Below are 26,402 nucleotides of genomic sequence, written 5' to 3' on the forward strand. Positions count from 1 at the left end.
AAAGGAGAAGCATATGAATAAAAATCTACACATCATGGTTTTATCATTTTTTGACACAGTATCAACCGCCATCATGGGGCTAGTGGTCAACTCAGTCAGCGGTGCAACCCCGCTAACCTAAAGCCAAAATTTGCATTACCCACGTCAGTGGGATTGAGTTTCTTTGTATTACATTACTTTTTAATCTCCCTTAGCTAATGGTGGGACGTCTAAAGTTGGTGATAACTTCACTTTCCTGTCGTAAGTTACTACCTGGCTTTCTGTCTTGTGGCCGCTGAATAGCTGCTTCTCTTTACTGCTTCCCTCATAATCTGAAATTGCCTTAGCTTTTATATCGTGGAAAGTTCCTTGAATCGGCCTGCCAAGTTTCAAGGCTGCGGCCTTCTTAGCGTTATTCCACCAGGTGTTGAACGTTTTCTTATTCATTTTTCCACCGCTGGGCGAGGGAATAACGTAACCGGCTGCGGACTTGTTCGCAAAATGCTTGCTCGCTAGGGAGATGGCTGCCTGCAAACGTGGCGTCCATTTCTTGATCTGCTTTTTGCCTGTTTTGTTCTGCTCAATGAAAATACCATCAGCTCGGAGATCTGGAATCTTTAAATCAAACACGTCACCCTCGCGCGCCGCGCACAAATACGATATTTCCATTGCAACCTGAACCTCTACGCGAGCATGTTCATAAATTGCCAGGTAATCCTCATCGGGAATATAGACATCACGATCAACCAGAGTAAATTTCCTAATCCCTTTGCATGGGTTATTACGGACATAACCCCGCTCAAAACCCCACCCAAATACGCGAGACATGCTCGATACCTCCTGGTTGGCCTGGTTCTTGCTGGTCACTCCGCGCTTGTCCATATAAATACGAACCTGTTCTATCTTGATATCGTCAGCTTTCATCTTCCCAAATACCGCCAGTAACTTTTTCTGGTGTTGCCGGTAGTCATCCTGAGTCCTAATGGCCAGTTCGGTGAATGTTGGGCTGTCCAGAAACTTCGACCATAATTTCGCAAACGTCATCACATCATGACGTTTTGCCTTTTCTTCTTCATAGCGTTGCCAGATTTTAGACATGGTGGTATCACTAATTTTTCCCAATGTTATGCTGAGTTTAGTTCCCTTCGGTTTCCAGACGTAACTGTACTTATTTCTGGTAACACGTGGGGGCAGTTGGTTATCTTTCGGATTCTTACGTGGTCTTCCCATAAATGGCGTCGAAGTTGGGTTCAGTTTCAACATACTCGTCAACCTTTGGTAATTCAGTCGTGTTTGGTGTCAGGTGTTTGCGTAAAACAATCGGTCTGTTTTTCCCATCTGTAGTAAATGGGATTCCGTGACATCGCAGTTGTCGCTGCTGGTGGGTGTAACGCTGATAGCCAGTAATTTCTGCTATTTCCAAAGGTGACAATGTGAATTTATACATTGGTCATGTCTCCTTACTGCATGACCGCCGTCAACTATACTGTGTGACGAGCGATCGGGGTTGATTACTAATAATCAGGTTCAAAAATCAAAGGTTTGCTGCCCGCCACCTTTCAGTATTTCTATGCTTCTGGTATAGCTGTTAGCGAACCCAGCCCAATGTGCGGCGCGAATAATCGCAGCCTGCTCTTTGGTAAGACACGGTTGCGGTAGTGCAGAATGCTTCCTGTGTTCTGCAACGCGTATGTGTTCACCTGCTTTGTGCAGCTTCTGACACAGCGGACAAAGGTCGCGTGTATCCATCATCCGGATCTTTCCATCGAAAAATATGTTGCCATGCCATGTAGCGCAGCTCCGGCATACTGGTGCGTCGCAGGTGAACATGCCACGACATTTTGTCATGAGCCCGTGTTTGTCCTCATCGGCATCCCAGCCGATGATCCCGTCACAAAGCAGGGTGGCCGGGGCGCCGCAGAACATACAGACAGGCTTCTTCATGCTGCAATTACCTCCCCGTTGACGCACAATTCCGGCAGATTCGCACGCACCAGCGCCTCAGCAAACTGTGGTGGCACGGCATTACCACAGCGCGCTACTTGCTTGTCCTTCGCATATTTCACACCACGAAAATCATGCTCAATGATGTACCAGTCCGGAAATCCCTGTGCGCGGTAGAGTTCGCGCGGTTGCAGCATCCGCATTCCGATATCTACGATGCGGTAAACCACGCCGCTGACAGTGACCAGACCAGTGCAGTCTTCTCCGCAATATTTCCGCAGGAACGACAGTACCTGTTGTGCGCGTTCTTCGTCGTACTCATCGACAGCAAGGCTGGTCTCGATATTACCTACATGCAGGCCTCCTGCTGTGACCGTCGGCATCGGCTCGTCAGTACGCTGCCCATCCCGGCAGGTGCCGCGCAATTTGACCAGGTGGGATGCGACTACAGCATGATGGTTTCCCGTTGTGACGGTGTGAGCAGGTGAATCAGCAGCGCCGCCAGCATGTCCTGTGTTATTGACCATAAGGTGCGCGGATACAACAGCGTGATGATCGACCGTTGTTATTGAGTGCGTTGGATCATCCAGTCCCACGCCCGGCCCCGTATAATTCCCTCCGTAATGTTTCGCCAGGAATGCGCTGGTGATAGCAAACTTACCGCCGCCAGCAGTGACCGTGCCCAGCGGTTTTCCGAGCTGGAGTACGCGAGGCTGTTGGCCGGGACGTTCTCCATAGCCCATCTGAATAAGCGTGGCGGTCGTTAACTGGCTTTTCCCGCCACCGCCAGCGGTGACAGTGGCGCCCGGTTCGTCTGCCCGATGACCGATACTGGCCCCGAACTGGCGGGTAATGACCGGGGCGACCAGGCAGGCACGGGACTGCTTCAGAATGGTATGTGCGGGTTTATCCAGCGGTCTCGGTTTTGCCTGGTACTCGCTGCCACCATTACCAGCCAGAAAAGGTGTTAATGCGGCCTCAACAATACCCAGTGCATGACCGTTTCCACCCGGTCGCGTCGATGTGCCTGCGGTGATGGTGGGCGCGGGGTCTGTGACATTTTGCCCCGTAGCGCCGGTACGGAATTTTGTAAGATGAGGGACTGCCACGGCATAACCGTGTTTTTTTGTGATTGTCTGTAGCGGTTCCTGTAAACCCTGACCGCGAAAACAGTCGTATTCACTCTTGCTGCTGGTGTGATTGCATTTCACAATGAATGGCACGATATACGGCTGTTCACTGTCGATGACAAATCGCTGGATACCCCGCGCTATACGCCTGAGCGTATTTTCAGCCAGCGGCTTTTTGCGCCCGAAAATTGACGGTGCCGGAATTGACCAGTCAATGCATTCTGCCGCCGTTCTCCAGGGCTTCAGGCGACCCGATTTCACCGCTTCTGATTTCGGATCGCCGTGGGTTGGTTCCGGCCATACAACCGGCTGACCGTCGCAACGCGCCACCATGAAGAACCGCTTACGGATGGTCGGCGCGCCATAATCACAGGCGCGTAATTCCCGGTATTCAACGGTATACCCCAGACCGTTGACCAGTCGCTTTGCCTGATCACTGTGAATATCGATTTCCAGAAACTCACAGCATTCCGCCAGCGCAGGATGATCCACCGGAATGCCAGTAGTTAACATGCCGATAAACGCCTCAAAAGTTTCTCCGGTACGCTCAGGATCAGGACGCATTTCCCCGGCAAGCAGTGGCCCCCACGTTCTGAACTCGCCCACGTTTTCCAGCATCATTACCCGTGGCTTTACTTCCAGCCCCCAGCGAAGCTCGATCCATGCCAGTCCGCGAATTGATTTCTCAACAGGTTTTGCACCCTTCGCTTTGGAAAAATGGCGACAATCAGGAGAGAGCCACACCAACGCGACGGGACGGCCAGCGGTCACTATTTTGGGTTTAACGGTAAAAACCGACTCACAATAATGTAGCGTGTCGGGGTGATTAGTTGTATGCATTGCAATAGCATTCGGGTCGTGGTTGATGGCAATATCAACGCTGCGACCGATCGCCATTTCTATTCCGGTACTGGCGCCACCACCACCAGCAAAATTATCCACAATGATTTCGTTATTCACGCGTATTTCTCCATTTCCTTACACAACACCTCAGCGGCGGTAACAATTGACGGGACAGGCAGGTGTTCCAGCCACATACGGTTAATGTGGTGCTTCAGTCTGTGCTGGTGATGTACTGGCAAATCTCCGGCCCCTTCAGTACGGGAAAAAATAAGCTCCACCTCAGCAGGCCAGATGGTTTCCGGAATTGCCGGCAGCAGCATATTTTCCAGTTCGACGATGCGGTTTAAGGCGTAACACAATATTTTTTCCACGCTGTTTTCCTGTTTTCAGGCTGCACGAATCCCGCCGCGTGAGCGGTGTTTAAAAGCGTTTTTACCGTTAATTAATTATTCAGATGCGCGTTATTGCATATGCAAATGCCCACGCTATCCGACATATAAAAATGAGTCAGGCCAGTTCATCTGTTATTTCCCTCCGGTTTTGGTGCAACATCCACCATCGCGCAATATATTTCCCGATACTGAACACAGAATGCGGTTGGATCTTTACTGTCGAAAACCACATCATCACATTCCATCGCCGCCGCTATCATTTCGTCAGTTGGTTCGATGGGCACCATAACCCAACCAGCCTGAAGCATGATTTGCTCATATTCGGAAATCTGCGGATCTACTGGTTGTGACAGATCGGGGTAAGTGCGTATCAATCCGCTATCTCGCAATGCTCTGATTACCGACTGAACAACACGCACACCGTTATCACCTGTTGTGTCCTCAACCAGTTCACGTAGAGCGTTATCAACGTAAGAATCATCGGATAACTTTTCGCATGTCTGCCAATCATCCGGAATGCTCACTATGGTCATGCTGCACCGCCTTCAATTGGTTTAATGCTTTCCAGCTTCAGTCGGCGCTTTGTGAGCGGTGCGCCTACACGACACCCGGTAAATTTGTCGTATGTCTCGCGGGGTCCGACACACCAGGTTGTTGCTGTCTCACGTATTTTTACTGTTTTTTCACCGTCTTTGGTGACGATGACGCCAGTATGAGTTTTAGGCTTGCTCATTAGCCAACCCTCCTGTCGAAATAGACATACTGGTTAACCATGCCGAGTGGCATTCCCAGCATTTCGGCAATATCCCGGCGACGGGCACCTTTGTTATGCAGTTCCCGCGCCATCTCGACATTGCAACCTGGATATTTAACTGACTGGTGATAGTCCCCTCGCAGGCGCAAACTGATATGTAACTCCCGTGCTTTTGCACGTACAGCGCCGTCTGTTCTGCCAATCAGTCGGCCAATATCTGCTACCCGTATTGTTCCGGCACACTGGCGAACAATCAGTATTTCGGCTCGCTTCCATTTATTCATCGTTATTTCAGGCGGCCAGTGACCGCCAGTCTCCGTTATGCAGTGATGTATTCTGGTTTCATATCGTTGAGATTGATGCGGTACTTATCGTAGAGTTTGTCGCCTAAATGACGCTTTGCCATTGTGAGAGCCTTTTCAACTGCTTTGAAACATGCAGTTGCTTCTGGTGCATCTGGTTGCGGAAGAGAATTAATAGCTGTCTCAACCAGATCACGATGCTTAACCATGTGATAGCGGCGGGTGGCCTTATTTTTTAGTTCGGTATGGAGGGCCGTACCAAGAAGAGGCTTAGCCTCGTTTATGCTGTTGCCGACGGCGGTTGCCGATTCCAGTGTATTTGCTGAATCAATGCGATTACGTAACTCATCAGCCATGGCTTCAACTTTGGTAGCCGCTTCCTGTGTGCTAGCTGTAGTTGATACACTCTCAGAATTAATGTCCTGCATGGTGATGTTTTGAGTACCCTGGTCGGGATTGATAATCTTTTCTTGTCGCTCTTCAAGTTCATCTGGTGTGTAAACGCCAAGAATAACGTCAGGGCAGTACAGGCGAGCCCAGCGCTTCACTGCAAGGTAGGCCAGTTGCTGACGGGGATCTGATGCCCATAGTGTTGAATTTCGTACCTGAGCCTGAGAGAGCATCAGAATAAGTTCTCGTGGCTCACTCTCACCCTTCAGCGTGGCATAAGCGCGTACGCCAACTCCTTTTTCATCGTTCAGACTCCAGCCCGGAGCAATATATTTATTTCCTTTGGAGCTGGTTTTCTCCACGAAACGCCCTACGATATTTTCCCAGGCACCAAACCATTCAAAATGAATGCGATCTTTAGTAGGGGCCATGCTGTTAACAACAGCGTTAACCAGTTGAGCCTCATAACCCAGGACGCCGGAGTCTCCCACGATAAAAGTTTTCTGTGCGACAGCGAACGGGTCCATGCCCCAGCGTGCAGCCTGCATCACGACCGCCATGCAGGAGTCTGGTTTACCGCGAAAGTGAGCAGGGACAAAATTACCGCTGTTAGCCATGACCTCTGAAAGCGTACGCAGGCGGTTAAACAGTTCGCCATTTGTCAGGATAGAAACATTGTCTATTTTCTGTGTCTGATTATCAGTTGTAGCTATTGAAGTGGACATTTTTGTTTCCCCTTATGCCATTTCACGCAGCGCATCGAGGCGGCGCAGGTCGTAATCGTTCAGCTCGTCGGTGTAGTCAGCGGTGACTGGCGCAGGCCATTCGTCTGTATCCATAGCGTTGGCGATAGCGCGAATGGTCCGGTGATACTCAAGTTTTCCGAGTTCCAGTAGTGATTCAGAAGCCCATACCACGGCTACCCAGTGATAGCCCTCGTCTTTGTTCACGAAGATCCACGCGAATTTGTCCAGGTCGGCAACGTTGCAGTACATACCGGCGCTGAGGTGGTAATCTCGCATCGTTATTTCACGGTGAAGCCGTGATTTCAGGGCATCTTCCTTTACATCCCACATGCTGATTGTTTTCAGGTCGAAGCCGATGCGCAGCCCTTCATACTCGAGTTCAACGTCCGGGCGAACACGGATTTCCAGCCCTGTGTCGTCATCGATGCCGAAGTAGCTGACTTCGACGGCACGTGTGGGGTTCTGTAGTAATTTTCCAGCCTCCGGATGAGCGTAGAGAGCCGACTGGATAGCCAGCGCGGTTGCATATTGCTGGCGGGTAACCAGGATTTTGTCTCCGGGGTTTTCGCGCCATGCCTCAAGCAGCTCGTCGACGAAGACCGTTTCAGGGCTGACTGATTTCACTGCCTGAATCAAATCTGCTTTGGCGCCGGATACTTTCAGCGGCTGGGGCTTCTGTGCTTCCTGCGCAACGAGATCAGGATTGATGATTGCCAGTTGTTCAAGAAGCGTGTCGCGGCTGCCGCTGGTTTTCATCTGCGGCGGCAGGGTGGCGTTATACTCTTTGATACAGGCCTTCATTTTAGCTGCCGTGACTTTTTGTCCTTCTTCCACGCGCTGGAATTCAGGAGGTAGCGACATGTAGCTTTCACCCGTCTGAGCAACGTCATCGCCTAATGGAACAGGCTGTGGTAGGGTGGCGTTATATTCATCAAGGTATCTTTTGATATCGTCCGCGCTGAGAATCACCGGCAGACCGTTATTGTAATCATCAATAACAGCGCGGATAGTCGCTGTCGTCGTGAGCGCACCTTCCGGGATTTCAGGCTCAATACTGAACTCTTCATCCAGAATTTCAGGCTGTAAGGCCAGTGCATGCACCAGATTCCCCATATCCAGTACTTTTGAACGTTCTTTTTTGATGGTTTTAGATACGTGGCGACCTTCGTAATACATCAGGCTTACCCGTGCATCTTTTACCATTGTTGAACTGATACCGTTGGCCGCATGATAAATATCGTTCGGAACGCCTTCATAACGGCCCGGCTCGAAGTATTCCGGCCAGATGTATTGCTGTACTGGCTCTGTTTCCGGCATTTCTGGTTCGCTGACGGCGGTTTCCACTACCCGTTTTTCGCCATGAATTGATGAATCTTGCAGCAGTGCAGTAACGTCGAAAATACCATCCGCCACTTTCGTTACCATTTCCGGTTTATTGGTCCGCGGGCTTGTCTCTGTCTTCACCCACTTCGGATCGTTCGGGTCGCTGATGCCTTCGACATATTCACCGCGCGCGGCTGCAAGTTGTTTACCAACATCAACCGGGTTTTTGGGTGGAATGTTTTTACGTGCTTCGTGCAGTTCTGCCCGTATTTTCTGGTAGCCTGCTTCTGTCTGGCTTACAGGTGGCTCATTCTCCAGCGGCAGCGGGTCCGGATGATGTTCAGTTGTGTCCTGTTCCACTGCTTCAGGCGTTGCTGGTTCATCTGCCAGTTCGCCTGCCGGTTGCGGTTTTTCTTCATCACACTGAAATCTCCCTGCCTCAATATCCCGCAGACATTTGCCCGCCTGACGAAGCCTTGCTGCATTTTCTTCATGGGTTGTTGGTGCTTCGTCTGGTACATATTCGTACCAGTCCGGATCGCGAACACCATGAACCGCAAGAAAACTTTCACACCAGGCGCGGCGCAGCTCCGGACTGCCGCTATGAACGGCAGCGGGGGCTTTGCGTACCAGGTCAATAATGGTCTGACGGTCAAATTCTTTGATATCGGGAATAATGTCCACTGTAGCCGACATGCGTTTCCAGTCTTCACGGTCTTCGGCAATAATACGTTTTGCAAAATCCATTGCAGGCCGCAGGCTATTCAGATCCAAATCTTCATAGAAACCACAGGCGAGTTCATAGTTAATCGTCCTGAATGTTGGTTTTTCGCTACGGCACGGACGGGCAGACTCGATCGCCTCAACGACTTTGGTTTTCTGTGGTTCTGGAGCGTCGTTAGCTGTCGGTTTGATGATGCACGATACGCGATTGCCGTTTTGCCACTCTTTGACCAGCAGGCCGCGGTCGATGTAATCAGTATCAAGCCAGGCTTTGGTGAACTCCCTGACGTGCTGAATACCAGGGCGTTTATTTTCAGGAAATACCTTTTCGATATCGCGGGCGTAACAATGAACATCCCGCATTTCAAGCTTATCCAGCCTTGAGGCAATCTCTTTGTCTGATAATGCCAGCTCGATATCGGCCATATAGCCGGCAGGGTCCATTAATTCGGCATTGATCTCCTGGAGTCGCCAGATTGCCACATCAGTCACACACTGTGGCTGCTTCCAGTTCGCCCTGAAGCGCACCGCAAAACTTTTCCCTGAGACAGATTGCGTCATATCTTTCTCAACTTCTGACATCAGTTCGCCGTTGACGTTATAAGCGTAAGCGGGGAGGGGAACAGTATCGCCAGTAACATTATCGCCAGCTTCAGTGTCTGTATTGTCGGCGGTGCTGGTATAGGGCGTTTCCACTGGTTTTTCGTGGAACTGGTCGGCAGGAACTGCGCCGGGGATCTGCATCATAGTAATTCCGTCGTCACCGCCTTTTTCGTAACGGTTGCAGAATTCAGTATCAAATACGCCTTCAGGGGGCAGATCGTTAACGACGGGGAAATTGACACGAACGGGTTTTTTAAAGTCGTCCTCGTCATAACCCTTATCGTCCATTGCTGCGATACAACGGGAAACAGCTACTGACAGTTTTTTTACTGTAACCCAGAAGAAGCCCGCTTTTATTCCAAGTCTTTTTCTGGCTTCTTCATTTTTAACAGGGCAGTACAGTGCAAAATCTTCTTTTTTGTCACTCATTGTTTTTTAACCCCAATTAAGATTAAAATTATTGAAGACAGTGAACGTCCCTCTACGAATGCTCACTGGGTATATCTCTGTTGGTAAGGCTGGCCGCCTGCCTCAGCATCGCCGGGATGTAAAACCGGGGAATTGCCTGCATTTAATGCAGGCTTTTTTCCTCTGAATCTGAATCCTCAGACATTGCCCGAACTAATTCACAGGCGGCGGCCATTTCTGCCATCGCGTGGATAGCTTTTTTAGGGACCTCCTTCATTCTGAGCATCATGACTGCGGCTGCTATCGTGGAGTTCCATGCTCCTTTTTTTTCATCTGCATATGCTGTTATGGATTTGTTTGTTGAATAGCCATCTTCGTTTCTGCTTAACTCGTATGAGTAACCAATAACAACTGGCATATTATTTTCAACACATATCTGAAATATACGGGTAGTGAGCTTTTTGAGTTCCTGTAATACAGATTCTTCAGGTATTTTATTTTTCATTTCCGTTTCCTTTTTCAGGTTGAGTGAAGCCCTGCCATTGCTGGCATGTTTTCATGGTTTAAATATATTGGTCAGTAATTAAAGTTCATGTGCCATCTGGTCATGCTCGGCGCATTGTTCACTACAATATTTTCTGTTTTCGGTTGTATAGATAACACCCCGCATAAACGTAAGTGGCTTGTTTATACCTTCTTTTTCTTCGAACTCTTTATTACAAAGATGATAGGCGCATTTGATTTTCATATGTCACCATTACGCATGAGTGGTTTACCATACTGATTGAGATAAACCTCAATTTCATCGCTTCTAATCAGGGTCTTCTCGTAAACATTATTAATGTACAATCCCTTAGTGACATTTGCTGACGCGAGATAAGTACGGTCTTTATATTTTACAAATGCGCCTGGTTTAACATCCTTGCGGGGAATATTATCGGTTCCATAGTGATGGGTAATCATAATCAACCCTCCTGACGTTCTGCATTATTTCAACGAAACTAATTGCTCAACGGTCATCTTCCGTATATCGTCGCGATGAATAACCAGCCAGCCGTTTTTCTCCATCCAGAATTTAAACTGACTGATAGTTGTCACCACTGCATCATCTGATACTCGTTCGGTAGATGTAACATTTCCGGCTTCATCAAAGTGGACAACAACAGTGCGGGAGTCCCCCTTGATTAAGCGGCCTGACGAAAGGCGCAGTTCGTTTTCCATCCGGTCGAACTCGGCAATGTAAGCCTCTTTGAACGCGGCGGCTCTTTTGCCTGTGAAGCCCATCACCAGAAAAACGAAGCCGTTTTTGGTGATCTGGTACATCGGGAGCTTGCGTCCGGTTGAGTCTGTGTATTCACTGGGCTTAAAATTAAGCTCAGTGAATTGAGAGGAACATTCCAGCATTTCGATTTTTTGAATGACGTTTTTGTGCAGCTTGCCGAAAAATTCAGCAACCGCAACAGACGTAGTGACGGCGCGACCATTTTCAACGGTCACTTGAGGGTGAGAAAGGGCAGGGATAGTAGCCATGATGGCATCCTCTATGGTCAGTTTTATAAACTCACCACGTGAGGTTCCAAACTCATAGGTGGTGAGACGTACAGGGTTGGAACTACCGGCGACCATAGGAACCGGCCAGCCTTGCGGCTGCCCTGCACGCCCCACCATAATGCGAATGTGGCCGTGCTTAACGCATAAAAAAACCGCAAAGGCGCGGTTATGCGCTATGGTCGTCAACGGGGTTCCAATCCCGGCACCCGTTTTATGAGGTGCCTGGGAACTATAACGCCACCCATTTTCTTTCGCAAGCATTGCATCCATCATCTTTCTCACCTTCGTTAAACCGTCAACGAACTTTGTGGTGCGGTGCCTGGTGCCTCCAGGTGACGTTAACCAGTTAACAGTTAGCGCCGACTACAAAACACCCACAACCAACACGAGGTTCTTCTTAACTGAGTCGCGTGCGCATAGCCGCATTCACCGCACTACAAAATTCGTTTTAAAAAGGACGGTATCAGCAAGGGAAATGCTGATACCGCCAACACAACACACAGCAATGTCACGGTCCTGGTCGCAACCGGAAGCGCACTATCGCATTGGATTTAACGACAAACCTTATGAGGTTAGAGGTTGTGCGTAATGCGCTTTCGCGTTGTGTTCCCGGTTGCTTCCGGGGCTGATTGTCCCAACTCTTCTAACCATTGGTTGCAAGAGCAGCAGCTTCTTACATTTACGGAGTTCTGTTGCTACTTATTTGCTGCATATGCCAGCATTTTTATGCTGGCGCTAGCTAAGAAAGTTGGTGTTCGGTAGAGATACCTGACCCTCTTGCAAAACCGCTTAACTCTCTGAATGAATTAAGTGTTTTATTAGCCAACCATATGCGGGCCTCAGTGCCTGCATTTAGTTCTACCTGTTGCAGGCGTTTTGCATCCTCCAGAAGCATGGCTATAACGTGTTTCAGTTCTGTCTCGTTCATTGAGTGGCCCTCTTCATCCGTTTTACGCCCGTCGGCGGAACATTTACCTGTCGCGCCAGTTTTGCTGACTGTCCCATCCGTTAGGGTGGGTTGCTAAGTTAAAAATAACATCGCTATTTTTATTGTCAATATCAATGTTATTTTTATTTTGTGTGGGCAACAGAAAGAGAGGGGGGATACATTGTGAGAGGCATGGTGGCAAGTAGCAGGTAGGGTATAAGTGTGATTGAGGTCGTTTTTGAGAAAAAATATAGGGTGAGAATAATAACCATTATTGATAATTATTCTCACCTCTGCTAGAGATCAAATGGGGCATTTGTCGTTGTGTCGTTGTTAAGACTGATTATTTTTCTGAGCCTTGATCCAGCGAGCAACGAGTGCTTCCATTGTTTCTTTTTTCTCAGTTATTTCGTTTAGAATTTTTTCCTGCTCTTCTTTAGGAAAAGCGTTGAATACTCTTAATAGCGCTCTTTGAGTAGGGCCAATCCTCATTGCATCAGGTGTAGAAATCTGATCTGTTTCTTCTGGGGGCAACATAAACCAGTAGGATGGATACCCTGTAATTTCAGTCAGCTTGTCAAGGTTTACAGGATTGGGGGCTGCTTTTCCGATGAGCCATTGTTGAACCACGTGCGAATTAATACCCATGCGTTGGGCCAGCTCGAACTGGCTCCAGCCAGTTTGTTCCAGCAGCTTTTTCATTCTGTACACTGACGTAGCCATTGCCCTGCTTTGTATATCAGTTTCAGGCTGACCAGCATCCTCTTCACTTGAGGTTTCGGGAGTATATTTGCGTGCGACATTAATCAGACCTGTCATATCAGGTCTGATATCTTCAGGGGAAACCCTCAGCAAGGCTGAAAACTTCAGGACTGTCTCAAGGTTTAGCGGTGTCTGGGCATTCAGGTAGTGGCTGACCGCCCCCTGAGTTGTAAAACCCATCATTTCAGCAGCTCGCTCCTGAGTAAGTCCTAACGAATCCTTACGAGAGTTCCAGATTTCTTTTAGCCTGCGTGCAGCTTCAATGTCTTGTTCAGATAAGTTTTTTCTCTTCATATCCAACATTCTAATAGTATTGCTAATCATTTTGAAATAGCTTCGTTATTTACATATAAAAATAACTATGTTATTGATTGTGTCTCAGAACAACGAGGAACACTTTAATGAAGCTTGGTGAATATTTGAGGAATTCTGGCTTAAGTCAGCGAGATTTCGGCAATAAAGTTGGTGCCAGCCAGGGGATGGTAAGCCACGTATTGAATGGCAGGGCCAGACTAACTGGCAGAAACACGCTTTTATGGAGCAAGAGTACCGGCTGGCGAGTTACGCCACATGAAATTGATAGCTCCACTTACCCCAACCCTACTGACGGGCTTCCTCCTGAAATACAGGCTACCGTAAATCGGCGCCGGGAGGTTGATTTATGATAATCAGGCACGAAAACATCCGGTGTGCGCTGCTCGCATGGGCGGCTGAATCCAGCCAGGAGGATGTCGCCAGCACGATCGCAGCGACATACATTCGACAGGGCGGGAAAGAGCTGCCCCTCACACTTATTACCGATCCGGTTGAGCAGCGTCATGAAAGCTGGCGTAACCAGCAAAATATATTTCATCGCTGGCTGTCCGGCGAAACACCGGAGCAGCGCCGCAAAATTCAGCTTTTGCTTCCCGCCATATCTGAAGAGATCCCCCCACTTCTGCGCCTGAGAATGGAGTTTGCAGATTCCATTGAATACCGGGCTGTCATTCGCGCCCGGGAAGAACTGAACCGTGCATTTGACGATTTGTTGCGTGCCGTTCTGTCCGGGACCGGAGGCAGACAGGCAGATCGCGCTCGCGATGGCCCTGCTACGTTACGGCAGGGGTAATCCGTAGGAGAAAAAGGCCGCGAACAGGGCGGCCTGGAACTCTTTTTCAGAGGAGAAGAAGAATGATCGATGTTTCAAACGGTAGGAAAAGCCAATGTCCGCAGAACTGATGATGTCAAGAATCGAAACCTGCCTTATACACTGCATAGCTTCTTCTGGCGCTACCGTCGGGTGCGATATTTCTTTCACGGCAGAAGGCGAGAAAGTCATCAATATCGGCCTTTACTTTAACGACGGTAAACCCTTGCATTTTAGCTTGTCGTACCTGGGAGTCGAAGGAAGCCAGCCATCTTTCATATGAGGGAGTTGGTGTGGCGTTGGGGGTTACTTGCCAGAACGAAATGAACTCCTCTTCGCTCGCGAAATAGATTACACAAAAATTCACTGTCGAACCTCCTTTGGTTCTGTTGGTTGGGAGATCAGCAGGCTAGCACCAGCAGGAGGTTCGGCACCAAAAGGAGAGGTGTGACAGTGGGTATTTATTCATGGTTTCAAACCGCCCGGAAAAGAGCGTAACGAGGCGTTATGGCGGCACTTCCATACATGCAGCTTTATATCGCTGATTATCTTGCAGACACGATGCATCTGTCTACCGAAGAACATGGGGCTTATTTGCTGCTGATGTTCAATTACTGGCAGACCGGAAGAGCTATACCGAAAAACAGGCTGGCGAAAATTGCACGGGTCAGCAACGAGCGCTGGGGAGCCGTAGAAGAGTCGTTGAGAGAGTTTTTCATTGATAACGGCACGGAATGGGTTCACAAGCGCATAGAAGATGATCTTGCTTCGGTCAGGGAAACCTTAGCGAAAAGGTCAGCGGCAGGAAAAGCATCTGTTCATTCCAGAAGGAACAGGAAGGAAACACAATCTGCCAGCGAAAGTAACACATGTTCAACAGGTGTTGGTTCTGTGTTTGAACAGGACGCCAACAAACAGGGAACTAATAAAGATACAGATCCAGATAAAGAAACAGATCTAAAAGATCAAAACCTCTTGCGCGGTGCTGAAAAAATCAGCCCCCCGCCGTCGGAAGAAAATCTGGAGTCATGCGGTTTGAATTTGCACGACGGCACCAGACCAGCCCATGCCGGACCTGAGCGTCGGCCTCTGAGCGCTGGTGTGCCTGAAATGCCCCGTCCCGATGACCCTGAGTTTATCCGGCTGCCGCTGAACGACGGTTCTGAGTTCGCCGTGACCGAATCACTGGTTTCCGAGTTTGAGGCGCTGTATCCGGCGGTTGACGTCCGGCAGGTGCTGCGTAACCAGCGGGGATGGCTACTGAGCGACCAGCGACGGCGGAAAACCGCACGTGGCATCAAAAAATTTATCACCGGCTGGCTGGCGAAAGACCAGGACCGGGGAGGCAACCGTGGCCGCGACAGTCCGGCACGAATTCAGGACATACCGCCGCCGGACAGCGAAATTCCACCAGGTTTCAGGGGATGACAGGCCATGAAAAACATCGCAGATACCGGGATTCTGGCCCGTATCAGGAATCTTGCTCCAAAGTCCGCTGCTGCTTCCGCGCCGTACCGGACACCGGAGGAGTGGCGCAGATGGCAGCTTGCCGAAGGCCGGAAACGCTGCGAGGAAATCGAGCGCCAGAACCGCCAGTCGAGAGCGGAGAAAATTTTCGGTCGTTCGGGGATTCGGGACCTGTACCGCAGGTGTTCGTTCGCGAACTACCGGGTGGAGAACGACGGACAGCGCCACGCACTGAGCCAGGCAAAATCCATCGCGGAAAACCTGTGCGGTGATGATTTTACCAGTTTCGTGTTCAGCGGCTCGACGGGAACCGGGAAAAATCACCTGGCAGCGGCTATCGGAAATCGTCTGCTGGCCCGGGGAAAGACCGTGATGATTGTCACCCTGGCTGACGTGATGCTGGGCGTCAGGGCCTGTTACGACGCGGGAAAATCCGAGGAAACATTTCTGGCCGGGCTTTGCGATGTTGACCTGCTGGTGCTCGACGAAGTTGGTATGCAGCGTGATACGAAAAACGAGTTTGTCATCCTGAACCAGATTGTCGACAGGCGTACTGCGTCGATGAAGTCAGTAGGGATACTGACCAACATGAACTTTGACAGTCTTAAAAAACTGGCTGGCGAACGGGTGACTGACCGGCTACGGATGAACGGCGGTCGCTGGGTAATTTTTGGCTGGGAAAGCTGGCGGCAACACGTCAGGCAACACAAATAATTTTTCAGGAGAAAATTCTATGGAAACTGTACTCGATGTACTGAAAGCGATGGAAAAAGCCAGCGCACGAGAAATTGCCGCAAGGATGAAGATCGAACCCCGCGACGCGCTTGAAATGCTGAACGAACAGCAGGAAATCGGTACGGTGACATTTCTGAACGGTTACTGGTTGCTGTCCGGTATTGCACCAGCCCGGACGACAACGGTTAAGTGCAGAACGCTGAAGCCGGAAGCATCGAAGGAGATGACTGTTAAAATCGGTGAACAGCAACTGACTGACGCTATCCGTGAAAATGGCCCGCTTACTGCGGAAGACCTTGCGACGATGTTTGATGTCACCTCCCGCAAGGTTGTCGCTACACTGGCAAACGCGACCGGAAAAGGCCGCCTGAGCCGTGTTAAACGGGATGGTAAATTCAGGTACTGCATACCTGAAACGACCTCAGCACCTGAAGCCGTTCCGGAGCGTGAATACGTGCCGAAAGAATCTGAATCAGCAATCACGCCGTATGTAACGAGTGCTATCGACGCCAGTACTGAAAGTGATACGGTGCAGGTCGATGATAAAGCCCCCCTGGTACTCACTGAGAGCCATCCGGGATGTACCAGGCTTCCCACGCCGAAGGAGGTCTCCCGCGTTATCCGTAAACTCAGGAGTGCGTTACACCAGGCGGAACTGGTTCGGAAAAGTGTCATTGCTGCGAAAAAGCATGAAAAAACACTGAACCGAATGACCCGATTACTACAGGAGTTGCAGCAATGATAGATATCAACACCCCTCCAGAAGTTGTCGAAAAAATCCAGGAGATAATCAAGGAGCTTCACGACGTTTGTGTTGAAAACGGAGTGCCGCTGGTCATTGCTGCTCTAGTGAGCCGGACATCAACGACAGGAGGTGATGGAATCAGCAGGCTGCTTTCGTTTTATCTGGATGGTCCGGCAGGGATAACGGACTCATCCATGCTTGCCGCCAGCGATATTTTACGAATGCCATATGTTCCTGATTCGTTTGTTGCCGGACTGGAGATGCTCAGGGAGGAGATGAATAAACCGTGTGACTGCCCTGAGTGTCGGTCGGAGCACGGCATAATACACTGACTACGGAGGTCATATGAAAATTGAATATCAGGATGCTGGCATGGAAGCCAGGCTGATTATTACCGGCACCATTTTTAGCGTACGAAAACACAATAATCTGGTGGACAGGATGTTGATGCGAATTCCTCAGTTGCGGGAAGAAAGTGAAGGTTTTTTTATACAGACCACCTGTATATACGGATGTGTCGCTGATGTGCTACTGGCAGAAGAAATAGCCAAAGAACACGGGTATGTGGTTAAAACAGGATAGTATCACAGACCGACAAATCCAGGATAAATCATGCAATACATGAAGATTGTCACTTTTATTGTGCCTGGTTAAGTATTCAAGGTTTTAGGGTAAAGGCTGTCAGGACGGACAGGTAGACTTAACAGGCAGTATATATTATAAATTTATTATCAATTTTCTCTCATAAAGAAAGGGTCTATCCCATGTCTTTAATCATACGACAAGCAACATTAGCCGATTCAGGATTACTAAATGAGCTTGGCTACCGCATCTATCCTGCGTACTTTAAGCATATGTGGAAGTCAGAATCAGAACTTGATAATTATTTGGAGGGTGAATATTCACTATCTGTTATTGAGCGGAATATTAATGACGAAAACATTAGCTGGTATATAGCTGAAATCGATCAGCCTATTGGTTTTGCCAAGCTGACCTGGCAAGCAACTATCCCGAATACAGACATCAGCGGTGTTTTACTTGACAAACTCTACCTTGCCCCAACCAAAACGAATCAACATTATGGTCAACTAATGTTCAGTAAAGTCATAGATCTTGCCCGAAGTAATGGGAAAAAATTCTTATGGCTGGAGGTTCTTGAGCAAAATGAACGTGCTCAAGGATTCTATAAAAAACAGGGAATGAAATACATCAGCGACATCGTTTTCGAAACAAATTCACAGAGGAGCATACTCAAGTTAATGGGGATGTGTATATAAGATCCGCTCCTCGTTCAAAGTGGACTGTCAGATTAGGTTTGGCCCTATGTCGCAAGAGCGCTAACCCGGGGCTGGGCTAATATAGCTTACATAATGGCCTGTATTCCATTCTTCTCAACGACAGTTAACAAACGCAGGGCCGGACCTCCCGGTTTTTTTACTCCACGCTCCCATGAAGATACCAGGTTTTTGCTGACATTGAGATAACGGGCAAAAACAGGTTGTGACAGATGCTCGCGCTCACGCAATGCCCTGATTTTTTCCGGCGTCATGGGAATGATGGGGGACAGGCATGATTCATCAAACTGGCGCATGGTTTGCTTGTCCACTGCACCAATTTCATGTAGAGCCTCCATCGTTTCATGAATGGCTGCATATGCTTCGTTGCGGTATTTTTTACTCATCCGCAGTTTTGTACTGAACAATGGTTCTGTACCCACCAGATTTCCCTGCCCCTGACGGGCTACATGTCGTTTTATAGTAAACATTCAACGTCTCTACCTTTCGTCTGCTAACTCATAGACTTCGTTACCCGCTCTTTTTCCAATAACGATAACCAGTAACACCAGCTTGTCGTCTATAACGTCATAGACCAGTCTGTAGCCAGATGAACGGAGTTTTATTTTGTAGCGATTAGGACGTCCATGAAGCCTCGCTGAAGGGATATGTGGGTTTTCGAGACGTTCAGCCAGCTTCTTTTTAAACTGCTCACGAACCGGATGACCTAATTTATCCCATTCTTTTTTAGCACGGCGCTCAAATTTGAGTTCATAGGTCATCGAGATTAACGCTCACAATGTCCGGATCTTTCATGCGTTCATCAGCAATAGCATTAAGCTCAGCATCTTCAGCAAGCTCAATATAGTAGGCGTAAAGTTCAGGGGGTACACAGTAAAATGCGGGTTCGTTGCGGTTCAGAATTGCCACGGCGTTTCCTTCCCCGTCAGCTACGGTTCCCATAGGGTTACGCTTCAGGTCGGTTATGCTGGCTGCGATAGTGGTCAGTATCTGATAGGTCATGATTACCTCCTTTCTTTCAAGGTATACAGTATAGTCTTATCATAGGTGCTTTTAAAAGTCTTTTATTAGTGTCTTTTATGTGTGACTTGACACTTACGAGATGCGGGTGGTTTTCTGAAACAGATATTATTAATTAAGGAAGAAAATCATGAGAATAATATTGATTCCTTTGTTTCTGACCCTGACAGGGTGTGCTCAAAAAGTTTGGTATAATCCAGAAAAATCAACTCAGCAATTTTATGCTGATAATGCAAACTGTACCGCTATGTCTCAAGGAGTGTCTTCAAATCAAATTCAACCATCATATGGTTATAATTCAGCCTTTGGTTCTGGTTTTGTTCAGGGATTTAATACAACCAATGCTATTATGGCTGAAAATACAAAGAATCAAATTTATTCTGATTGTATGATGGGGAATGGATGGACATTAGTTGATAAAAAAAGAGTAAATAGCCCGGCTTCTGAATATCAGGATAATCATGCATCTGAAATTAATTATACTCCTGAACCTAATAATAAAAAGGAGGATGAAAAGGAAACCTTAGCTAAAGCATTTAATTCAGTGCCTGAATTGTCATCCTGGCAGGAATCTTATCCTCAAAAATTTGAAACGGCAATAATCATGGACGATATCTTAAGGGATAACCCTTTTTGGGAGTATTCTCCATTATCTGAGCGTTTTCATACCGCCAAGTTGATGACAGATGCAATCTATGGTGATGCCGCTAAGTTCAAAGAAATGTGCCTTATGGATAACGCGTTGAAAGGAACAAAAATAGAATATAAATATATTCTTGCGTCTATCAGGTCGTTTCATGACGATGTTCTGGGAAAGTATAATCAGATGTGTTTGGATGGTCATGATTCAGGTGGATCAAAGAGAGTGTATGAACAGATATATGCAGAGGCTAAGTTAATAAGTCAAGAGTTGAAAAACAAGCGCCATTAATGGCGCTTGTTGCTTTTTAGAATGGGTTCCATGTCATATACTTTATTATCAATTATAGTTTTGATGGAATACCCTTTGCCCATATCTTTACTAAGAACTACTACCATAGGATAGTAAGCATATCCAAAATCAAGTGAACTACATCTTAGTACCATGTCATTTTCCAGTACTATAGGTTTTCTGTAGTCGCAACCATCGAAGTTACCGTCAATTTTGCTAACAGCAATTACTGTGTAACCGATTAAATTTTTGTAATCGTAAATATTTTCACCCATTGCGAAGGTATGAAATGATGCTAATAACAAAAGATATATTATTTTTTTCACAATAAAATTCCTTTAAGCAGGCCATTAAAATGGCCTGAGTTAAATCTAATAACAAGTTCCACCCTTATGATGTGAACCTGTACCGCCATGTGGGTGCGTACCTTTAGGGCAAGCAATTGCATTCACTGACATTGCCCCAAATGCCAGAATCAGGATCATCGCTGCGATTTTTTTCATCAACATTCACCTTAGATTATTGCGGTAAAATTGCCGCAAAAATAGCCTATAGCCTTCAGCTCGACTTTTTCAATAGCAAGTTACTTTACAATACCAATGAAGCATGTATTATTCCCAGACGAGGCGTCGAAACCTCTTCTCAACGCGGCCAAAACCAACCCCGATAGTGTTGGATTTTTTATGCCTGTCATTCTGTGGGCGCATTACGCGAACACACCCCGATTAATGTCGGGAGGGCGACGAATACAACACCCGAAAGGGAAATAAGTCCGCGGTCTCGTTGAGCCGTTTCGAACCTCCCGGCACCACTCCGATAGTGGTACTTCGAAAAAATCAACGAGGTCATCATGACTAGCCCTATCTCTACAGTTATCCCTGAGATAACCATTCACGACAACCGTCCTGTAACCACTTCAGTTTCAGTCGCAAATTTCTTTGGTAAACAGCATAAACACGTTCTGGAGAAAATTCGGAGCCTTGATTGTTCTCCTGCGTTTACGACGGCCAACTTTTCGACCGTCGCAATAACCACTCAAGCTGGCTTTGACGAACGCGAAACAGAAGCCTACGAAATGACCAAAGACGGCTTTGTCTTTCTGGTGATGGGCTTTACGGGAAAAAAAGCGGCTGCGTTTAAGGAAGCCTACATTGCGGAGTTTAACCGCATGGAGGAAGAGATCCGCCAGCAGAAAAATGACATGATTTTCGGTGACTCCCGCACGCTGGTTATCCACTTGGACGAGCACGGCAATATAAAATCCACGGAAAAGGTTCCGGATGACTCCGTGGTGTGTACCTTCCAGAGTTTCAAATTCTGGGTTGAACGTAACGGCTGGCTGGTGATCCGCCGTGATGACCTGACGGAGTTATTTAACGAAACTCTCAGGAAAATCGGGCTTCCGGCAACACTGACAAATCCGCAGTAGTTAGCTTATAATCCCTGTGCCAGCCTGAACAACTGGCAACCTGTCGCGCCACCGGAGAACCCGATGGCGCAATTACAACTGGTCAAGCACACCTCATCCGGGGTACTGCTCCCGGCTACGCCGGAGAGTGGCGAATTTCTGCATTCCGTGAAAATTGGCGAGTGGATACACGCTGATTTTAAACGTGTACGCAATTACGCCTTCCACAAACGTTTTTTCAAACTGCTACAGCTTGGCTTCGACTGCTGGACACCTGCTGGTGGCTCATTATCACCGGATGAACTTCAACTGGTAAATCGCTTCGTCGGGTATCTCGTTGAGATGTCCGGTCAACGTTATGGCGAAGTATTATCCGCTGCTGCTGATGAGTTTCTGCTGATGGAAGGGCAGTTACGTACAAGGGACGTTGCATTGCTCAAGTCATTTGAACCTTATCGCGCCTGGGTGACTGTCCAGGCTGGTTACTATGATGAGGTTATCCTTCCTGATAATACCCGCCGCAGAACTCCAAAATCTATTGCATTCGCCAGGATGGATAAAGATACGTTCCGGCAGTTGTATAAGGACGTCTTCAACGTCTTATGGAATTTCATTCTGCGCCACAAATTCAGATCACAGCAGGAAGCAGAAAACGTGGCGATGCAGCTTCTGGAGTTTGCGGGATGAAGACGATTTATCGCAGCAAAAATTGGTTGGACGCAGTGGGACAGATAGAACAATACGTCTTGTGTGGCAGGTGGGGGACGCAGGTCGCCCATCGCAATGAATTAAAGGGCATGGGACTGAAAACCGATGATTGCGCCACCGCTGCGCTTTGCCCGGAATGTCATTACGAAATTGACAACGGCTGCCACCTGGAAAAAGAAGAACGCAGGCGGCTAATGAATAAAGCGATAGTGCTTACAGTGATTGAGCTTGCCCGCCGTGGGCTGATAATTCCGGCGGTGATTAAGGGGTGATAATGCGCGATATTCAGGAGGTTCTGGAACGATGGGGCGCATGGGCCGCCAATAACCGTGAGGATGTTGTATGGTCATCAATTGCCGCTGGCTTTAAGGGGCTGATACCAAACAAAGTAAAATCCCGTCCACAATGCAGCGATGATGACGCGATGGTGATTAGCGGATGTATGGCGCGGCTGAAAAAAAACAGTGAAGACCAGCATGACTTACTGGTTGATTACTACGTATTGGGAAAGACGTTCATAGCACTGGCCAGACAACATTCATGCTCGGATGGCACTATAGGTAAGCGATTACAGGGGGCCGAGGGTGTTGTCGAGGGTATGTTGATGGCACTGGACGTTAAGCTGGAAATGGACAGGTATGTACAAAGGGAGAACAGTTTATGAAGGTTTTTACGACATTGCTCACGGGCCTTTCGTGGCCTCTTTTGCGTTGATGGTTATTCACATATTGAACTGGATTCGGGATGCAAAAAACTGCATTCGGAAACGCTCATCAGGTGGAAGATCATTTAGCTATTTTCGAATTGTATTAGTGTGATTACCAAGGGATACTGACGGTTTTCACTGGCAGCACTCAATCAAATCTGACAGTCGGCTTTGAGCGAGAAACGGAAGTTGGCTACCGAGAATTTGGTGATTCAGATCGTCATCGAACATTCTGTGATATCGCCGTCTTTAGATCACTAGTAAGCATCTCTGCCTGTTTTTCCAAAGCTTCTAACATAAAATCTTTTTTATCTTGTACAGTAACTAGTAAATAGAATGGTTCACTATTTGTACAGGTCAAGCGTGATATTCTAAAGTCATCACGGTGAGGTATTAATGCACGATAATTTCCTTCAGCGATAAACATAAAGCGAGCTTTAGAATTTTCGCTGAGCCACATATACTTATTATTGCAAAAGAAAGTATCGCGCGTGTCATACTCCATGGCAAATCCGAATCCGAATTTAATGATGGAAAACGTCTGTATACTAAATGCAATATATGAAATATAACCAATAAAAAATAATGGAGCGAAAACTGACATTGAATAGCTAATGTCATCAGATGGTGTTGCTTTTACTTTTTTTATTTTTGGGGCTATGAATATTAAATAAGCAATGCAAATAAAGTAAATGGTATAATAGAATATAAAAATAAAAAGCAATGCTGAGACTGCCGTCATGAGTTTATTGATTGTGGTATCAAAAGGAATATCAAATATATTGGAGATTAGCGAGCGTGCAAGATAATATGAAATTAATGATACGATTAGCCATGAGTATTTAATTCCTATCTTTACTTTAGTGGCTATGTTTTTTTCTTTGTTATCGAACGATTGTATGTGAGATGATATAGTGTATATCATACACAATGCCGTCATAAAAACTAATGCACTTGGAATGATGGTGTCGATATAATTAATGACTTTAAAGGAAATACATGTTAATAAGAATAGCAATGCCGACAATAATGCCGCATCTTGCGTTTTTTTATAATTCTTTCGTAGGCGAACGGCCAGTTGATTGGATGACTTTTTATTCCAATAATTGTGTACAATTAGCCCACTGAGAATAATCATACCCAACCAAATAACAATGGGATATAGAGGCGCTCTCTGAGGCATGATGACGAGCACTGCCATATAGAACAATAGAGAATGAGTGATGCCAAGGTTTAATGAAGAGCGTGTTTTTTTCATCGATGACCTTTTTAATAATTCGTTATTCTATTAGATGTTAAGTTTTTTATAACAGAAGCTAACGACATTAGGAAGGTGAGTTTATGATTGAAGAAAAATTATCCACCTGTTTGAAATCTGTTGTGATTCACAGAATTTGGCCATTTGAAAGTACGATTGAAACTTCCGCTTTTGGCACAGACCTGCCTGTCAGATTAGATTTAGGTTTGTACCATAGCTGTGTCAGGTCAAGTCTGAGCTAATACATTTGAATTAATGCCTTTCGGCAATCAGCGCATAGCCCTTCACCACATACACCCGTCGGCACATAAAACAGATCTATTCTCATCGAAGTAAACAAACTGTAAACATACGGAGTCAGACGACTCATACTCATCACCTCCCAGCCGTCGCTGATATCGTTATACTCACGCTCACTTAGCCCCAGAGCCATAGCCAGCTTTGTTTTTTTGATACCCAGAAGCCGGGCCTCGCGCTCAAGTCGGGTTATTGCTGGCAGGTGATAATCATCTTGCATGCGATTTCCTTTATCAGTGATGAGTTGAATGCTTCCCACCATTTGTAGCTTTCATCAGTTTTTCATATACAGGCTCCATCAGTTCGCGCATTTCCATCTGCTCATCAATGGGTAAATCAGCAATGGCATAACTAAAGGCACTCAACATTATTTCATAGTTTTCGCCATTGTTTTCACCTGTCAGTACGTAAAAGAGATCAAAGCCTGCGTTATCGAGAGCTGCCTGCACCTCACCAGACATTTCGTAAACTTTAAAGTCCGGCTTTTCATCAGCAACGACATAGTAAAAATATGAGTCCAGTCCTAGTATCTTCGCCATTTCGTCATCGCTGATACCCAGACGTTTCTTCTCCTTGAGGAGACGTTCTGTTGCGGTTAAATCCCAGTCACTCTTTGGTGTTTTTGCTGACATGGAGGTTCCTTGTTTGGTTTTGGTGGGTATACGTAAGGAACCTACGATCTGTAGGTGGCATTTTTCAACTGAAGATTACCTGAGGGGTGAATCTGGCTACAAAAAAAGTTTACGTACGTAAAATTATACGTATTCTGTTAAAAGTGGTCAGTTTGACACAACTCCATCATCAAAGCCTCGCCGTAACAGGTGGGGTTTTGTCGTTTCAGAGGGCCACAAAATCAAAGTGGGTCACTAAACGATGTTTTTGTTTTGCTTTTAATCTTCTGCCTGTTGTAAAACAAAAATATTTATAACCATACAAAGGGTGATGCCTTGAGAGTAGAACAAAACCACTTCATGGCCGAAGAAATTGGCGATACGGTTATCCAGTTACTTGAGAATGGCAAAAGGGTTACGACAGGCAATATCGTTGATTTGCTTGAGCGGAAACGTCATGCGTTGCATGGTAATAAAGCAGATCAGATTAGAGAAATTTTGATATTTATCAGAAAAAAATCAGTTATGTGAACTTGCCATAAATAACCTGGTGATTGTAGGGTTTTGTTGTTGCGGTGAATCCCACTAGGCGTAGGGGTGTAGTTAGGTTTAGCTTCCACTACTGGCTATGCGGAGAAATCCACCGGGAGGCACCCGGCACCGCAACTTTACAATCCAGTCAATCTTGAAATGTTTGTTTCGACGTCAGTACAGGAAGGCGATGATGTTGAAAAAATGGTGTGTCAGGCTGCTTCTGCTCTCCAGTTTTTTTTGTGGTGTAGTCATATACTGCGTTGTTATCGAGCGTATAGAGCATGAGCTGATTTTTCTGGGGATAGATGATTAAAAAATTTATTGCCAGACTTAATCTGCAAACAGTAGCTTTTCCGGTGTTGTGGTGAATCCAGCTATGCGCATGGGCGTACAGTCAAATTTCTCTGATGAGAAACGTAAACGAGACCGCGGACTTTGTGACTGGTAAGTCCACCGGGAGGCACCCGGCACCGCAACGCTAATCCGCCACTAGCTCAGCAGGATAGAGCAGCAGCCTTCTAAGCTGTTGGTGCGGGTTCGATTCCCGCTGACCGCTCCAGAACCAGAAATACGGGAATTAAGTACTCAGAAAATAAACAGCCCGTTTATAGCCAGCATCCAGGCGAACCATATACCTCCCAAAACAATAGCCACTAACCAGTAGAGTGCTTGTGCCAGTGCGTTCATCCGGGGACCTCCTGACTGTAAAAAAGTCCCCGGCACCGGGCAGGTGACGGGGAAATGTATTGGAAGCAACGTTTTGAGTTATGACCCTCACAAGCA

The 26,402-nt window shown here is 47.2% G+C and carries 36 protein-coding genes; 13 read left to right on the top strand and 23 right to left on the bottom strand.

All coding sequences use genetic code 11. The features are described from left to right. Positions 1-180: 180 nt before the first annotated feature. The 15 genes from BZK42_RS00415 to BZK42_RS29545 form a co-directional block, all read right to left on the bottom strand. Entirely contained in the window at positions 181-1,209 is a 1,029-nt protein-coding gene (locus BZK42_RS00415; RefSeq protein ID WP_080858518.1) for a tyrosine-type recombinase/integrase, read from the bottom strand. After that, positions 1,193-1,426, bottom strand: coding sequence for a DUF4224 domain-containing protein (locus tag BZK42_RS00420; RefSeq protein WP_080858519.1), 234 nt, complete (start codon positions 1,424-1,426; stop codon positions 1,193-1,195). Before BZK42_RS00420 ends, BZK42_RS00415 begins: the two co-directional genes overlap by 17 nt. Before the next feature lie 80 nt (positions 1,427-1,506). Further along, the gene (locus BZK42_RS00425) at positions 1,507-1,923 is read right to left on the bottom strand and encodes a hypothetical protein (protein WP_080858520.1); all 417 of its coding nucleotides are present in this window, start codon (positions 1,921-1,923) and stop codon (positions 1,507-1,509) included. Further along, positions 1,920-4,013, bottom strand: coding sequence for a DNA cytosine methyltransferase (locus BZK42_RS00430; protein ID WP_080858521.1), 2,094 nt, complete (start codon positions 4,011-4,013; stop codon positions 1,920-1,922). Before BZK42_RS00430 ends, BZK42_RS00425 begins: the two co-directional genes overlap by 4 nt. Beyond that, positions 4,010-4,267: a hypothetical protein gene (locus tag BZK42_RS00435; protein ID WP_080858522.1), complete on the bottom strand. Its 258-nt coding sequence runs from the start codon at positions 4,265-4,267 to the stop codon at positions 4,010-4,012. Before BZK42_RS00435 ends, BZK42_RS00430 begins: the two co-directional genes overlap by 4 nt. Before the next feature lie 146 nt (positions 4,268-4,413). Continuing rightward, a complete protein-coding gene (locus BZK42_RS28105) occupies positions 4,414-4,821 on the bottom strand; it encodes a hypothetical protein (RefSeq protein WP_143329685.1) in 408 nt (135 codons plus the stop codon). Beyond that, positions 4,818-5,021 carry a hypothetical protein gene (locus BZK42_RS00445; protein ID WP_023222583.1) on the bottom strand — a complete coding sequence of 68 codons (204 nt, stop codon included), beginning with the start codon at positions 5,019-5,021 and terminating at the stop codon, positions 4,818-4,820. Before BZK42_RS00445 ends, BZK42_RS28105 begins: the two co-directional genes overlap by 4 nt. Then, a complete protein-coding gene (locus BZK42_RS00450) occupies positions 5,021-5,326 on the bottom strand; it encodes a hypothetical protein (protein ID WP_023222582.1) in 306 nt (101 codons plus the stop codon). The genes BZK42_RS00445 and BZK42_RS00450 overlap by 1 nt, the downstream gene beginning before the upstream one ends. Positions 5,327-5,361: 35 nt before the next feature. After that, positions 5,362-6,459: a RecT family recombinase gene (locus tag BZK42_RS00455; protein WP_080858523.1), complete on the bottom strand. Its 1,098-nt coding sequence runs from the start codon at positions 6,457-6,459 to the stop codon at positions 5,362-5,364. Between the two features lie 12 nt (positions 6,460-6,471). Continuing rightward, positions 6,472-9,558 (bottom strand): RecE family exodeoxyribonuclease, encoded by a 3,087-nt coding sequence (locus tag BZK42_RS00460; protein ID WP_080858524.1) that lies wholly within the window; start codon positions 9,556-9,558, stop codon positions 6,472-6,474. Positions 9,559-9,700: 142 nt separating this feature from the next. After that, entirely contained in the window at positions 9,701-10,042 is a 342-nt protein-coding gene (locus BZK42_RS00465; protein ID WP_080858525.1) for a hypothetical protein, read from the bottom strand. A 78-nt stretch (positions 10,043-10,120) separates the two neighbouring features. Next, entirely contained in the window at positions 10,121-10,285 is a 165-nt protein-coding gene (locus BZK42_RS00470; RefSeq protein ID WP_080858526.1) for a YdaE family protein, read from the bottom strand. Further along, positions 10,282-10,500 carry a hypothetical protein gene (locus BZK42_RS00475; protein ID WP_080858527.1) on the bottom strand — a complete coding sequence of 73 codons (219 nt, stop codon included), beginning with the start codon at positions 10,498-10,500 and terminating at the stop codon, positions 10,282-10,284. The genes BZK42_RS00470 and BZK42_RS00475 overlap by 4 nt, the downstream gene beginning before the upstream one ends. A 24-nt stretch (positions 10,501-10,524) precedes the next feature. Continuing rightward, positions 10,525-11,361, bottom strand: coding sequence for a Rha family phage regulatory protein (locus BZK42_RS00480; protein WP_080858528.1), 837 nt, complete (start codon positions 11,359-11,361; stop codon positions 10,525-10,527). A 988-nt stretch (positions 11,362-12,349) separates the two neighbouring features. Further along, positions 12,350-13,102, bottom strand: a complete 753-nt coding sequence (locus BZK42_RS29545; protein ID WP_346190197.1) for a helix-turn-helix domain-containing protein — start codon at positions 13,100-13,102, stop codon at positions 12,350-12,352. Positions 13,103-13,439: 337 nt separating this feature from the next. On the opposite strand from BZK42_RS29545, the gene BZK42_RS00510 reads away from it, so the two are divergent. Continuing rightward, positions 13,440-13,886 carry a toxin YdaT family protein gene (locus tag BZK42_RS00510; RefSeq protein ID WP_080858532.1) on the top strand — a complete coding sequence of 149 codons (447 nt, stop codon included), beginning with the start codon at positions 13,440-13,442 and terminating at the stop codon, positions 13,884-13,886. On the opposite strand, the gene BZK42_RS28110 is transcribed toward BZK42_RS00510, so the two are convergent. Then, positions 13,872-14,096 (bottom strand): hypothetical protein, encoded by a 225-nt coding sequence (locus tag BZK42_RS28110; protein ID WP_143329686.1) that lies wholly within the window; start codon positions 14,094-14,096, stop codon positions 13,872-13,874. The genes BZK42_RS00510 and BZK42_RS28110 overlap by 15 nt on opposite strands. A 315-nt stretch (positions 14,097-14,411) precedes the next feature. On the opposite strand from BZK42_RS28110, the gene BZK42_RS29155 reads away from it, so the two are divergent. The 6 genes from BZK42_RS29155 to BZK42_RS00545 all read left to right on the top strand — a co-directional run bounded on the left by BZK42_RS29155 (position 14,412) and on the right by BZK42_RS00545 (position 18,128). After that, positions 14,412-15,332: a YdaU family protein gene (locus BZK42_RS29155; RefSeq protein WP_249025114.1), complete on the top strand. Its 921-nt coding sequence runs from the start codon at positions 14,412-14,414 to the stop codon at positions 15,330-15,332. Positions 15,333-15,338: 6 nt separating this feature from the next. Beyond that, positions 15,339-16,085 (top strand): ATP-binding protein, encoded by a 747-nt coding sequence (locus BZK42_RS00525; RefSeq protein WP_080858534.1) that lies wholly within the window; start codon positions 15,339-15,341, stop codon positions 16,083-16,085. Positions 16,086-16,104: 19 nt separating this feature from the next. Then, positions 16,105-16,848, top strand: coding sequence for a DUF1627 domain-containing protein (locus tag BZK42_RS00530; protein WP_080858535.1), 744 nt, complete (start codon positions 16,105-16,107; stop codon positions 16,846-16,848). Then, positions 16,845-17,183 carry a hypothetical protein gene (locus tag BZK42_RS00535; RefSeq protein WP_080858536.1) on the top strand — a complete coding sequence of 113 codons (339 nt, stop codon included), beginning with the start codon at positions 16,845-16,847 and terminating at the stop codon, positions 17,181-17,183. The genes BZK42_RS00530 and BZK42_RS00535 overlap by 4 nt, the downstream gene beginning before the upstream one ends. Before the next feature lie 13 nt (positions 17,184-17,196). After that, the gene (locus tag BZK42_RS00540; RefSeq protein ID WP_023222359.1) at positions 17,197-17,433 is read left to right on the top strand and encodes a hypothetical protein; all 237 of its coding nucleotides are present in this window, start codon (positions 17,197-17,199) and stop codon (positions 17,431-17,433) included. A gap of 182 nt (positions 17,434-17,615) precedes the next feature. Further along, positions 17,616-18,128 (top strand): GNAT family N-acetyltransferase, encoded by a 513-nt coding sequence (locus tag BZK42_RS00545; RefSeq protein ID WP_080858537.1) that lies wholly within the window; start codon positions 17,616-17,618, stop codon positions 18,126-18,128. An 86-nt stretch (positions 18,129-18,214) separates the two neighbouring features. Here BZK42_RS00545 and BZK42_RS00550 read toward each other — a convergent pair whose 3' ends face one another. The 3 genes from BZK42_RS00550 to BZK42_RS00560 form a co-directional block, all read right to left on the bottom strand. Beyond that, positions 18,215-18,532 carry a helix-turn-helix domain-containing protein gene (locus BZK42_RS00550; protein WP_080858801.1) on the bottom strand — a complete coding sequence of 106 codons (318 nt, stop codon included), beginning with the start codon at positions 18,530-18,532 and terminating at the stop codon, positions 18,215-18,217. Positions 18,533-18,625: 93 nt separating this feature from the next. Next, complete coding sequence (locus BZK42_RS00555) at positions 18,626-18,907, bottom strand: type II toxin-antitoxin system RelE family toxin (protein ID WP_080858538.1); 282 nt, start codon at positions 18,905-18,907, stop codon at positions 18,626-18,628. After that, positions 18,897-19,148, bottom strand: a complete 252-nt coding sequence (locus BZK42_RS00560; protein WP_080858539.1) for a type II toxin-antitoxin system Phd/YefM family antitoxin — start codon at positions 19,146-19,148, stop codon at positions 18,897-18,899. Before BZK42_RS00560 ends, BZK42_RS00555 begins: the two co-directional genes overlap by 11 nt. 148 nt (positions 19,149-19,296) lie before the next feature. Here BZK42_RS00560 and BZK42_RS00565 point away from each other — a divergent pair, with 148 nt between their 5' ends. Beyond that, entirely contained in the window at positions 19,297-20,097 is an 801-nt protein-coding gene (locus tag BZK42_RS00565) for a hypothetical protein (RefSeq protein WP_080858540.1), read from the top strand. Here BZK42_RS00565 and BZK42_RS00570 read toward each other — a convergent pair. Then, positions 20,094-20,423, bottom strand: coding sequence for a hypothetical protein (locus BZK42_RS00570; protein ID WP_080858541.1), 330 nt, complete (start codon positions 20,421-20,423; stop codon positions 20,094-20,096). The genes BZK42_RS00565 and BZK42_RS00570 overlap by 4 nt on opposite strands. 524 nt (positions 20,424-20,947) lie before the next feature. Between BZK42_RS00570 and BZK42_RS00575 the strand changes: the two genes are divergently transcribed. From BZK42_RS00575 to BZK42_RS00590, 4 genes are all read left to right on the top strand, one after another. Further along, the gene (locus BZK42_RS00575; RefSeq protein WP_080858542.1) at positions 20,948-21,526 is read left to right on the top strand and encodes a Rha family transcriptional regulator; all 579 of its coding nucleotides are present in this window, start codon (positions 20,948-20,950) and stop codon (positions 21,524-21,526) included. 63 nt (positions 21,527-21,589) lie between these two features. Further along, complete coding sequence (locus BZK42_RS00580; protein ID WP_080858543.1) at positions 21,590-22,192, top strand: DUF1367 family protein; 603 nt, start codon at positions 21,590-21,592, stop codon at positions 22,190-22,192. Next, on the top strand, positions 22,189-22,485 hold the full coding sequence (locus BZK42_RS00585) for a hypothetical protein (protein WP_080858544.1): 297 nt from the start codon (positions 22,189-22,191) through the stop codon (positions 22,483-22,485). Before BZK42_RS00580 ends, BZK42_RS00585 begins: the two co-directional genes overlap by 4 nt. A 2-nt stretch (positions 22,486-22,487) precedes the next feature. Further along, entirely contained in the window at positions 22,488-22,877 is a 390-nt protein-coding gene (locus BZK42_RS00590; RefSeq protein WP_080858545.1) for an antiterminator Q family protein, read from the top strand. Between the two features lie 262 nt (positions 22,878-23,139). Here BZK42_RS00590 and BZK42_RS00595 read toward each other — a convergent pair whose 3' ends face one another. From BZK42_RS00595 to BZK42_RS00605, 3 genes are all read right to left on the bottom strand, one after another. After that, on the bottom strand, positions 23,140-24,177 hold the full coding sequence (locus BZK42_RS00595; RefSeq protein WP_080858546.1) for a hypothetical protein: 1,038 nt from the start codon (positions 24,175-24,177) through the stop codon (positions 23,140-23,142). Between the two features lie 238 nt (positions 24,178-24,415). After that, the gene (locus tag BZK42_RS00600; protein ID WP_080858547.1) at positions 24,416-24,694 is read right to left on the bottom strand and encodes a hypothetical protein; all 279 of its coding nucleotides are present in this window, start codon (positions 24,692-24,694) and stop codon (positions 24,416-24,418) included. Positions 24,695-24,707: 13 nt separating this feature from the next. Then, positions 24,708-25,106, bottom strand: coding sequence for a hypothetical protein (locus BZK42_RS00605; protein ID WP_080858548.1), 399 nt, complete (start codon positions 25,104-25,106; stop codon positions 24,708-24,710). 315 nt (positions 25,107-25,421) lie between these two features. On the opposite strand from BZK42_RS00605, the gene BZK42_RS00610 reads away from it, so the two are divergent. Beyond that, a complete protein-coding gene (locus BZK42_RS00610; protein ID WP_223555664.1) occupies positions 25,422-25,616 on the top strand; it encodes a hypothetical protein in 195 nt (64 codons plus the stop codon). The last annotated feature ends 786 nt before the right edge of the window (positions 25,617-26,402 follow it).

Source organism: Citrobacter braakii (assembly GCF_002075345.1).
Taxonomy (GTDB): Bacteria; Pseudomonadota; Gammaproteobacteria; order Enterobacterales; family Enterobacteriaceae; genus Citrobacter; species Citrobacter braakii.